Annotated in this window: 10 protein-coding genes; 4 read left to right on the top strand and 6 right to left on the bottom strand. The window is 70.1% G+C overall.

The features are described from left to right. The 5 genes from D7W79_RS32335 to cysD form a co-directional block, all read right to left on the bottom strand. A partial coding sequence (locus D7W79_RS32335) for an alpha-hydroxy acid oxidase (RefSeq protein ID WP_147442153.1) occupies positions 1–959 on the bottom strand: 959 nt, incomplete at its 3' end. Further along, on the bottom strand, positions 959–2,029 hold the full coding sequence (hppD, locus tag D7W79_RS32330; protein WP_120529216.1) for a 4-hydroxyphenylpyruvate dioxygenase: 1,071 nt from the start codon (positions 2,027–2,029) through the stop codon (positions 959–961). The genes hppD and D7W79_RS32335, both read right to left, overlap by 1 nt. A gap of 107 nt (positions 2,030–2,136) precedes the next feature. Next, on the bottom strand, positions 2,137–2,697 hold the full coding sequence (gene cysC / locus D7W79_RS32325; RefSeq protein WP_120529218.1) for an adenylyl-sulfate kinase: 561 nt from the start codon (positions 2,695–2,697) through the stop codon (positions 2,137–2,139). Between the two features lie 9 nt (positions 2,698–2,706). Further along, positions 2,707–3,972 (bottom strand): sulfate adenylyltransferase subunit 1, encoded by a 1,266-nt coding sequence (locus tag D7W79_RS32320; protein WP_120529215.1) that lies wholly within the window; start codon positions 3,970–3,972, stop codon positions 2,707–2,709. Next, complete coding sequence (cysD, locus tag D7W79_RS32315; RefSeq protein ID WP_120529214.1) at positions 3,972–4,877, bottom strand: sulfate adenylyltransferase subunit CysD; 906 nt, start codon at positions 4,875–4,877, stop codon at positions 3,972–3,974. Before cysD ends, D7W79_RS32320 begins: the two co-directional genes overlap by 1 nt. Positions 4,878–5,110: 233 nt before the next feature. Here cysD and D7W79_RS32310 point away from each other — a divergent pair, with 233 nt between their 5' ends. After that, complete coding sequence (locus tag D7W79_RS32310) at positions 5,111–5,884, top strand: thioesterase II family protein (protein WP_120529213.1); 774 nt, start codon at positions 5,111–5,113, stop codon at positions 5,882–5,884. On the opposite strand, the gene D7W79_RS32305 is transcribed toward D7W79_RS32310, so the two are convergent. Further along, entirely contained in the window at positions 5,881–6,663 is a 783-nt protein-coding gene (locus tag D7W79_RS32305; protein WP_120529212.1) for a 4'-phosphopantetheinyl transferase family protein, read from the bottom strand. The two genes, D7W79_RS32310 and D7W79_RS32305, sit on opposite strands and share 4 nt — an antisense overlap. Positions 6,664–6,765: 102 nt before the next feature. On the opposite strand from D7W79_RS32305, the gene D7W79_RS32300 reads away from it, so the two are divergent. The 3 genes from D7W79_RS32300 to D7W79_RS32290 all read left to right on the top strand — a co-directional run. Beyond that, positions 6,766–7,971, top strand: coding sequence for a phosphatase domain-containing protein (locus D7W79_RS32300; RefSeq protein WP_120529211.1), 1,206 nt, complete (start codon positions 6,766–6,768; stop codon positions 7,969–7,971). 67 nt (positions 7,972–8,038) lie between these two features. Continuing rightward, positions 8,039–8,548, top strand: coding sequence for a hypothetical protein (locus D7W79_RS32295; protein WP_120529210.1), 510 nt, complete (start codon positions 8,039–8,041; stop codon positions 8,546–8,548). A gap of 201 nt (positions 8,549–8,749) precedes the next feature. After that, positions 8,750–9,937, top strand: a 1,188-nt coding sequence (locus D7W79_RS32290; protein ID WP_120529217.1) for a glycosyltransferase family 2 protein, incomplete at its 3' end; no start/stop codon positions are given.

The raw sequence follows: 9,937 nt of genomic DNA, 5'->3' as shown, positions 1-9,937 counted from the left end.
CCCCAGTACACCGGGCGGCCCACCAGCACCGCCTTCGCGCCCAGGGCCACGGCCTTGAGCACGTCCGTGCCCCGGCGGATGCCGCCGTCCATCAGCACCTCGCAGCGGCCCTTCGCCGTGGCCACCACCTCCGGCAGCGCCTCCAGCGGGGGGATGGCGCCGTCCAGCTGCCGGCCGCCGTGGTTGGACACGATGACGCCGTCCACGCCCGCCGCCACCGCGCGCGCCGTGTCCTCCGCCGTCAGCACGCCCTTGAGGAGCACCGGCAGCCTGGACACCGAGCGCACCCACTCCACCGCCTCCCACGTGAGCGAGGGGTCGAAGTCGCGCGACGCATGCGACGCGATGCCGGACTCACCGGAGGCGCGGGCCCCCAGCGCGGCGGTCACGCTCGCGTCGAAGTTGGCCGCGCGCACGTGGGCCGGCAGCCCGAAGCCGCTGCGCATGTCCCGCATGCGGCGGCCCAGCCGGGGCGCGTCCACGGTGAGCACCAGCGCCTTGTAGCCCGCGGCCTCCGCGCGGCGGATCAGCGCCGTGGTCACCGCGCGCTCGCGGAAGCAGTACACCTGGAACCAGAGCGGCCCCGTCGCGGCGGCGGCCACGTCCTCCAGCGTGCGGCTGGCCATGGTGCTCACCACCATCAGCCCGCCCAGCGCCCCGGCGGCCCTCGCGGTGGCCACCTCCCCGTCCGGGTGCGCCAGGGCCTGGTACGCCATGGGCGCGACGCCCAGGGGGTGCTCCAGCCGCGTGCCCAGCACCTCCACGGAGGTGTCGCAGCGGGCCACGTCCACCAGCACGCTGGGGCGCAGCCACCACGCGTCGAAGGCCCGCCGGCTGTCGCGCAGGGAGCACTCGTCGTCGCTGCCGCCGAACACGTAGTCGAAGACGTCCGCGGGCAGCCGCGCGCGGGCGTGGTGTTCGTACTCGTCCAGGCAGAGGGGGCGCGCGGTGGGGCTCATCACGCCTGCGCCCGGGCGTAGTCGCGCTCCACCGCCTCGAAGAGGGCGCGGATGTTGGCGCCGCCGAAGCCCCGGGCCTCCTGGCGCTGGATGACCTCGAAGAACAGCGTCTGCCTCGGGTGCTCCGAGCGCGTGAACGTCTGCAGCAGCGTGCCCCACGCGTCGCGGTCCACCAGGATGCCCAGCTCGCGCAGGAGCGCCAGGTCGAAGTCCAGCGCGCCCAGCCGCGCCTCCAGCCGCTCGTAGTACGGCGCCGGAATCTCCAGGAACCGCGTGTGCCGCCGCAGCTCGCGCACCGCCTCCACGATGTCCGTCGTCAGCAGCGCGATGTGCTGCACGCCCGGGCCGCCGTTGCGGCGCAGGAACTCGCCAATCTGCCCGGGGTTCTCCACGGACAGCGGCTCCTGGAGCGGCAGGATGATGCGCGTGGACGGGCTGCGCACCACCTTGGAGTTCATCCCGCTCTGGCGCGTGTGGACGATCTCCTCGTGGGACTGATGGAAGCCGAAGGCGTGCTGGTAGAAGCGCACCGTCGCGTCCAGCGTGCCCGGCTCCAGGCAGATGGCCAGGTGGTCCAACCCGGAGAACAGCGCGGGCGTCGGCGACGCCACCGCCTTGCAAGGCACCAGGCCCGGCGGCAGGAACGCCCCCACCGCCGCGTCGGACTGGATGAACGAGTGCACCAGGTCTCCCACCGTCGCCACGGTGGCCTGGAGCATGCGCCGCCCCTCCCCGTCCAACCCCTTCACCGGCTCGCGCAGGGGCCGGGCACCGCGCTGGGTGACGTGGCCGAAGGCGCCCACCACGTCCTTCGTGCGCAGCGCGATGTCCCGCACGCCGTCACCGTGCCGCTCGACGAAGCCGGAGGCCAGGTCGTCCGGGGTGAGCCCCTGCGTGAGCAGCAGCCGCAGCGTGCCCTGCTGCAACAACACGGAGCGCCGGCCCACGAGCCCCGTCTCCGGGCCCCCTTCCGCGACGCGGCGGAAGCCCATGCGGCCCGAGTAGAAGCCTGCGGCACTCGAGACATCGGCGACCCACAGCTCGACGTACTCGATGTCATCGAAATGCATGGATTAGGCCTGTTCCGGGGGAGTCGAGGTTCCCGGGATGGTAGATGATTCGGGGGAGCCGCGCCCCCCTAAATCCTCCCCTCCGGGCCTCTTCCGGTGACGGCGGCCTAGGCGGCGCTCGCGGCGGGGGCCAGCAGGCCCCGGTCCCTCAGCGTGTCGAGGATGCGCTCCAGCCCCGCCTCCACCGTCTCCGCGTCGGAGCGGACGGTGATTTCAGGGGACTCGGGCGGCTCGTACGGGTCCGACACGCCGGTGAAGTGGGGAATCTCCCCGGCCAGGGCCTTCTTGTAGAGCCCCTTCACGTCGCGGGCGATGAGCGCGTCCAGGCTGGCCTGGACGTAGACCTCCAGGAACGGGATGCCGGCCTGGGTGGCCAGGGCGCGCACCTCGTCCCGGGAGCTCTTGTACGGCGAGATGGCGGCGGTGATGACGCCCACCTCGTGCTTCGCGAGCACGCGCGCCACGTAGCCGATGCGCCGGACGTTCTCCTCGCGGTCCGCGCGGGAAAAGCCCAGGCCGCGCGACAGGTACGTGCGCACCTCGTCCCCGTCGAGCAGCTCCACGCGCTGCACGGGCGACAGCTGCCGCGCTACCGCCGCGGACAGCGTGCTCTTGCCCGCGCCGGACATGCCGGTGAACCAGAGGATGAAGCCCGGACGCTGTTGCATCGCCATTCCCTACCTGTCCACGGCGGGGCCGTTGATCATCCCCGCGCCCACGGTGGCGTTGGTGCCTTCGTCGATGAGGATGAAGCTGCCGGTGCTGCGGTTGCGCCGGTACTCATCGAAGAAGAGCGGCACCGTCGTGCGCAGCGTCACCCGGCCCACCTCGTTGAGCTTGAGGCCGGAGGACTGGTCGTCGCGGTGCAGCGTGTTGACGTCCAGCCGGTAGTGCAGCTGCTTCACCATGGCGCGCGCCATGCGCGTGGTGTGCTTGATGGCCAGGCGCGATCCGGAGTTGAGCTGCGTCGTGTCCGACAGCCAGCACACCATCGCGTCGATGTCCTGGCTCGCGGTGGGCGGGTTGCCCGGGCGGCACAGCATGTCGCCGCGGCTGATGTCCAGCTCCTCCTCCAGCGACACGTTCACCGACATGGGCGGGAACGCCTCCGTCATCGGCTTGCCCGCGAGCTCCAGCGACTTGATGCGCGTGGTGAAGCCGGAGGGCATCACCATCACCTCGTCGCCCGGGCGCATCACGCCACCCAGGAGCTGCCCGGAGTACGCGCGGTAGTCGTGGAACTTCTTCGCGGACGCGGGCCGGATGACCCCCTGCACGGGGAAGCGCAGGTGGATGAGGTCGCGGTCGGACGCGATGTGCACGTTCTCCAGGTGGTGCAGGAGCGTGGGGCCCTGGTACCAGGGCATCTTCTCCGAGCGCGTCACCACGTTGTCCCCGCCCAGCGCGGAGATGGGGATGAACGACAGGTCCGTCACGTCCAGCTTCATGGAGAACTGGCGGAACTCCTCCCGGATGCGGTCGAAGACGCCCTGGTCGTAGTCCACCAGGTCCATCTTGTTCACGCACAGCACCAGGTGCGGCACGCGCAACAGCGACGCGATGAACGCGTGGCGGCGCGTCTGCTCCAGCACGCCCTTGCGCGCGTCCACCAGGATGAGCGCCAGGTCCGCCGTGGACGCGCCCGTCACCATGTTGCGCGTGTACTGCAGGTGTCCGGGCGTGTCCGCGATGATGAACTTGCGCTTCACCGTGGAGAAGTAGCGGTACGCCACGTCGATGGTGATGCCCTGCTCGCGCTCGGCCTTCAGGCCGTCCAGCAGCAGCGCCAGGTTGACGTACTCGTCGCCCCGGGCATGGCTCGTGCGCTCCACCGCGGCGAGCTGGTCCTCGAGGATGGACTTCGTGTCGAACAGCAGCCGCCCGATGAGGGTGCTCTTGCCGTCATCCACGGAGCCCGCGGTCGCGAATCTCAGCAGTTCCACTAGAAGTATCCCTCGCGCTTGCGGTCTTCCATCGCCGTCTCAGAGAACTTGTCGTCCGCGCGGCTGGCGCCACGCTCCGTCACGCGGGAGGCCGTCACCTCCGTGATGACCTCCTCCACGGTGGACGCGGTGGACGGCACGCACGCGGTGCACGTCATGTCGCCCACGGTGCGAAAGCGCACCGTCTCCGTCGTCACCGTCTCGCCGGGCATCATGGACATGAAGGGCGACCAGGCCATCAGCATCCCGTCCCGGCGGAACACCTCGCGCCGGTGCGTGTAGTAGATGGACGGCAGCGCCACGTTCTCCCGGCCGATGTACTGCCAGATGTCCAGCTCGGTCCAGTTGGACAGGGGGAAGACGCGCAGGTGCTCGCCCCGGCGGTGGCGGCCGTTGTAGAGCGCCCACAGCTCCGGCCGCTGGTTCTTCGGGTCCCACTGGCCGAACTCGTCGCGGAAGGAATACACGCGCTCCTTCGCGCGGGCCTTCTCCTCGTCGCGCCGGGCGCCGCCGAAGACGGCGTTGAAGCCGTTCTTCTCGATGGCCTCCAGCAAGGGCTGCGTCTGCAGGCGGTTGCGGGAAGCGCGAGGACCCTTCTCCTCCGTCACCTTGCCCGCGTCGATGGCCTCCTGCACGGACGCGACGATGAGCCGCGCCCCCAGCTCCGCCACCCGTTCATCGCGATACTGGATGACCTCCGGGAAGTTGTGCCCCGTGTCCACGTGCATCAGCGGAAACGGCAGCGGCGCGGGCCAGAAGGCCTTGACCGCCAGGTGCAACATCACCGCGGAGTCCTTGCCACCGGAGAAGAGCAGTACCGGCCGATCCAGCTCCGCCGCGACTTCCCGGATGATGAAGATGGACTCGGCTTCCAGCGCCTCAAGATGTGAAAGCTCGTAGCTCACGGCGAGGCAAGCTACCACAACCCTCCCCGCGCCCAACCGTGGCCATGAAAGTTTCCGTGTCCCCGGCCATGACACACGGCGGATGCGACATGCGGGAGGGGGCGGTGAAACATGGCCACCCGACCTGCTGGGACGGATGTTTCACGGGCCCACTCGCGGTGCGTGTCCCGGGGCCTCACGCCGCGTGCGGGAGGACGTTCCACGCGGGGGCACATGGTATAGACGGCCGCGCCATGGCAAGCGCCTCCTCTCCCGTCCTCGATCGCTGGTTCCCGTCCCGCAAGCCGCTCCCGGAGCCGCGCCTGCGCCTGTTCTGCCTGCCGTTCGCTGGCGGCAGCGCGGCCATCTACACGCCCTGGACCATGGCGCTGCCCATGGGGGTGGAGCTGTGCGCGGTGCAGCTGCCCGGGCGCGAGCGGCGCCTGATGGAGCCCGCGCTCAAGTCCCTGCCGGAGCTGATGGACGTGCTGATGCCGGCGCTGACGCCGCTGATGGACCGGCCCTTCGCGCTGTTCGGCTACAGCATGGGGGCGCGCATCGGCCTGGAGGTGGCCCGCACGCTGAAGCGCCAGGGCGGCCCGAAGCCGCTGGGCTTCATCGCGGCGGCGGCGCCCCCGCCGTCGCACAACGACCGGGAGCCCATCCACACGCTGGATGACGCGGGCTTCATCGCGAAGCTGCGCGAGTACGACGGCACGCCGGAGGAGGTCCTCCAGCACAAGGAGCTCCTGGAGCTCATCCTCCCCACGCTGCGTGCGGACTTCGCGCTGGCCTGGTCGGAGAATGGGAAGGACACGGCTCCGCTGGACATCCCGCTGTCCGTGTACGCGGGCAAGGGGGACAAGCACGTGGGGCTGGACGTGATGGAGCACTGGCGGGCGGACTCCACCGCCGACGTGCGCATCCGGCACTTCGACGGCGGCCACTTCTTCATCCGCTCGCACGGACCGCAGGTGCTGGCGGCCGTGCGCGAGGACCTGACGCGCTGGATGACGGCCGCGACCTAGGCCGTCTTGACGACCGGGGCCATGTCCCCGGCCAGCGGCACGGTGTGCTGCCAGCGCACGGAGAGCGCCCCGCCCCGGGGCCTGCGGAAGGCCACCGCCGCCTGGTGCCGGGCGGAGGGCTTGTGCTGCATGAACTGCCACACGTCCGGCAGGTCGTTCATCCGGGGGTCGAAGCTGATGCCGGGCATCTGTCCCGGCACCAGGTCGAAGGCGAACTGATCCAACGGCAGGGACAGGCCCGCGCCGCGAGCCTTGATGTAGGCCTCCTTCAGGGTCCAGTACTCGAAGAAGCGCGCGCGCTGGAGCTCTTTCGGCAATGCGCGCAGGGCCTGCACCTCCGTCTTCGCGAAGTAGTGGTCGGCGATCTCCACCGTCTCGCCCGGCCGCTCCGCGTCCTCGATGTCCGCGCCCAGGTCCACGTCCCGGCCCACCGCCACCAGGGCCATGCCGTCGGTGTGGCTCAGGTTGAAGCGCAGCCACTGCCCCACCGGACCGACGATGGCGGGACGGCCGTACTCGTTGGGAACGAAGCGCCAGGCCTCCGGCGCGACGGGCGCGTAGCGCGACAGCGTCAGCCGCACCAGCGCGTGCGACACGAGGTACTGGCGCTGGTGGCGCTCGAAGTGGAAGCGCCGCTGCCGCTCGCGCTCGCCGGGGTCCAGCAGGGCCTTGTAGGCCTCCAGCAGGCGCGGGTCTTCGATGCGCTCGGGCTCGACGAGCCACACGTGGACTTCGTCGGGGCGCAGGTCGAGGGGCATGGAGGATGGGGACGCCGTCATGTCACGCAGGCAATCAGGAACCGTCGCGCCTGTCACGGGGGCTGGTCCGGCCTCGCGCCGGGCGCATAGGCTGCCCGGTCCAAGGGCAAGGGGGAGACACGCATGGACCTGTCCACCGCGACGACGAAGCTCCAGGCGCTGCGCCGGGACATGACGGGCCACACGGACCGGGACGACGAGCGCCGCATCCTGGACCTGCTGGAGGGCGCCACCAGCGAGGAGCTGAACTTCCTGCTGTCCAACGTGGACCTGGTGCGGCTCTTGTCGGACCTGGACGACCGGCTCATCGGCCCCGACCATCACACGGCGCTCCTGGACCTGCTGTGCAGGCGCCGCGCAGCGGAGCTGTCCCTGCCGGTGCGTGCGTCGCTGGCCACCGCGCTCCAGAAGGGCGCCACGCGTGCGCAGGCGGAAACGCGGCTGCGCGACCTGTTCCTGGGGCTGAAGGGCCGCGAGCTGACCGGGTTCAAGAACCTGTTGGAGGCGGGCGGCGAGTACCACGACCTGCATCACCTGGTGTTCGACGACGTGGACGACGTGGCGGTGCGCGCGGAGCTGCTCGCCCACTTCCAGCGCGAGGCGCAGGCCTTCCCCAGCGGGGAGAACAAGGTCCTGAGCGACATCGACGACACGTTCTTCGTCAACTGGGTGGACAAGCGCTACCCGCCGAAGACGGTGTACCCGGGCGTGCTCGCGTTCTACCAGGAGCTGGACCGGGGCCCCGGCATCATCCCGGGCCGCGCGGGCGACCTCGTCTTCGTGAGCGCGCGCCCGCAGGATCCACTGGGCCTCATCGAGAACGCGACGCTGGACTCGCTGAGCAAGCGCGGCGTGCCGCTGGCGGTGATGCTCTCCGGCAGCTTCTTCTACCTCGTGGGCAACACGCGCATCGCGCAGAAGAAGTTCGAGAACTTCGAACAGTACGCCCGCCTCTTCCCCGAGTACGGCTTCGTCTTCGTGGGCGACAGCGGCCAGGGCGACGTGGAGTTCGGCGCCCGGATGCGCGCGGCCCTGCCCCAGGCGGTGCGCGCCGTGTTCATCCACGACGTGGTGGCCACCCCTGAGGCGAAGCGCGACGAATGGCGCGCCCAGCACGTCTTCTTCTTCGACACGTACGTGGGCGCGGCGGTGGACGCGTTCCACGCGGGCGTCATCTCCCGCGACGGCGTGGATCGCATCGCCGCCGCCGCGACGGAGTCCCTGGCGGCCATCACGTTCCCCTCCCCCGCCCAACGGCAGGCGCGCGAGGCGGAGCTGACGCGGGACCTGGCCCTGGCGCGGGCGTTGCCGCGCGGCTTGCCTGCTTGAATTTCCATCCAGTCGCCGCGTCCGCACGCGGCCGTCGTCCTTCCACTCCCAACCGGGACCCCGCCCCATGCTCCGCAGCCTCGCCCTGACGTCCGCCGCCACCCTGTCCCTGTTCTGCGCCGCGTGCGGTGGGGACGACAAGGACGACACCCAGGACCCCGCGCAGATTGAGTACACGCGCTCCAACGTCACGGGCACCCACCCCGTCCTGATGACGATGGTCATCCCCGGCATCTCCGACGCGGGAGAGCCCATCCAGACCCACCTCGTGCTGACCGAGGATGCGAGCACTCGCAACGGGCTGACCGTGGCCCTCCCGCCCCTCGACTGCGACCTCACCGCGACGATGACGGGCGAGTACACCTTCACGATGAAGCCGGGCACCTGCACCTTCCCCATTCCGGAGGACCCGGAGGTGGAGTGCTCCTTCTCCCTGGACATCACCGGCGGCACGGGCGGTCGCGCCTCCGCGAGCGCGGCGGTCGGCGCGACCCTCACCGGCAACTACAACATCAATTGCACCAGCGGCGGCCCGCCCTTCGCCCTTCCAGTGACGGTGACGCTGGCCGGCACCTGAAGTCCTCCGCGCGGTCAGGGCGCGCGATGAAGCTTCCCTGACAGCCCTCGGCCCACCGGTCCCGGACAGTTGGCGGGACGTGCGAGACACCCCAACCTTCCGTGCGCTTCACAGGGGTGGAGCGGCCGTCTTGGGGACGGAAGGAAGGGCTCCGGGAGGTACCCGGGGCCCTTCCGGGGCGTGAAGGGGCGCGCGGGGCCGATGGAACTGTTTCCCATTCATTTGCTGTTCATCGTCGTGTTGATGAACCGCTACATCCTGGGCCCCTTCCTGAGGCGGCTGAAGGGGCGGCGGTTCGAGCGGGTGGATGACACCTACCGCCCGAAGGTCGCCATCGTCGTTCCGCTGTTCAACGAAGGCCAGGGCATCTACCACACCGTCCGGGCGCTGCTGGATCAGGACTACCCCAGCGAGCTCACGGAGATCATCGTCGTGGATGATTGCTCGCGCGACGACAGCGTCGCGTGGGCCACCAAGGCCGCGGAAGGGCACCCCAACGTCCGGGTGATGCGCAACCCGGAGAACATGGGCAAGCGCAAGGGCATCAACCGGGGCGTCCGCGCGGCGGAAACCGCGGAGATCATCGTCTCCGTGGACTCCGACGTCGTGGTGGAGAAGAGCGCCGTGCGGCAGCTCATCCGCCGCTTCGTGCACCCCAACGTCGCCGCGGTGGGCGGCCGCACCTTCGTCATCAACCGTCACCAGAACTGGCTGACGCGGATGATCGAAATCAAGTTCCACTTCGCCCAGAAGTGGCTGAAGGACCTGGAGCGCTCGTTCCGCCAGGTGATGTGCCTGTCCGGCTGCCTCACCGCGTACCGCCGCTCGGTGCTGCTGGAGCTGGAGCCCATCCTGGAGGCGCGCGCCATCGCGGGCATCCCCATCAAGTACGGCGAGGACCGCTTCCTCACGCGGCAGATCGTCAAGCACGACTACGAGACGGTCTACACGCTGGACGCGTACTGCTTCACCGCCGCGCCCTCCACGCTCGCGGGCTACTTCAGCCAGCAGCTGCGGTGGCGGCGCTCCAACCTGGTGGACCTCATCTGCGGCCTGTCGCACGCGTGGCGGCTGCACCCGGTCATCACCGTGCACTACGTGTCGCAGCTGGCGCTGCTGCTGGCGTACCCCGTGGTCATCGTCCACAACCTGCTCAACGGCGAGTTCTGGGACATCCTCGCGTTCCACTTCCTGGTGATTGGCCTGCTGGGCTTCATCTACCGGTTGGAGACGCGCTACCTGCCGGAGGACCGGCGCGTGCATCCCGCGAGCTTCCTGCCCATGGCGCTGCTCATGCCGGTGACGTACGCGCTCTTCACGCCGCTGGCCCTCCTGACGCTCGACTCCGGGAGCTGGGAGACGCGCGGCAGCCCGACGCCGGCCCAGGCC

This window comes from Corallococcus exercitus, assembly GCF_003611585.1.
GTDB classification, from domain to species: Bacteria; Myxococcota; Myxococcia; order Myxococcales; family Myxococcaceae; genus Corallococcus; species Corallococcus exercitus.
The sequence above is the reverse complement of the archived record's forward strand: the minus strand, read 5'-3'. Positions and strand labels throughout refer to the sequence as shown.

Excerpts from the sequence above, each read along its gene's own strand:
- D7W79_RS32300 (WP_120529211.1), top strand. The coding sequence starts at position 6,766 with ATGGACCTGTCCACCGCGACGACGAAGCTCCAGGCGCTGCGCCGGGAC.
- D7W79_RS32305 (WP_120529212.1), bottom strand. The coding sequence starts at position 6,663 with ATGACGGCGTCCCCATCCTCCATGCCCCTCGACCTGCGCCCCGACGAA.
- cysC (WP_120529218.1), bottom strand. The coding sequence starts at position 2,697 with ATGCAACAGCGTCCGGGCTTCATCCTCTGGTTCACCGGCATGTCCGGC.
- D7W79_RS32295 (WP_120529210.1), top strand. The coding sequence starts at position 8,039 with ATGCTCCGCAGCCTCGCCCTGACGTCCGCCGCCACCCTGTCCCTGTTC.
- D7W79_RS32310 (WP_120529213.1), top strand. The coding sequence starts at position 5,111 with ATGGCAAGCGCCTCCTCTCCCGTCCTCGATCGCTGGTTCCCGTCCCGC.
- hppD (WP_120529216.1), bottom strand. The coding sequence starts at position 2,029 with ATGCATTTCGATGACATCGAGTACGTCGAGCTGTGGGTCGCCGATGTC.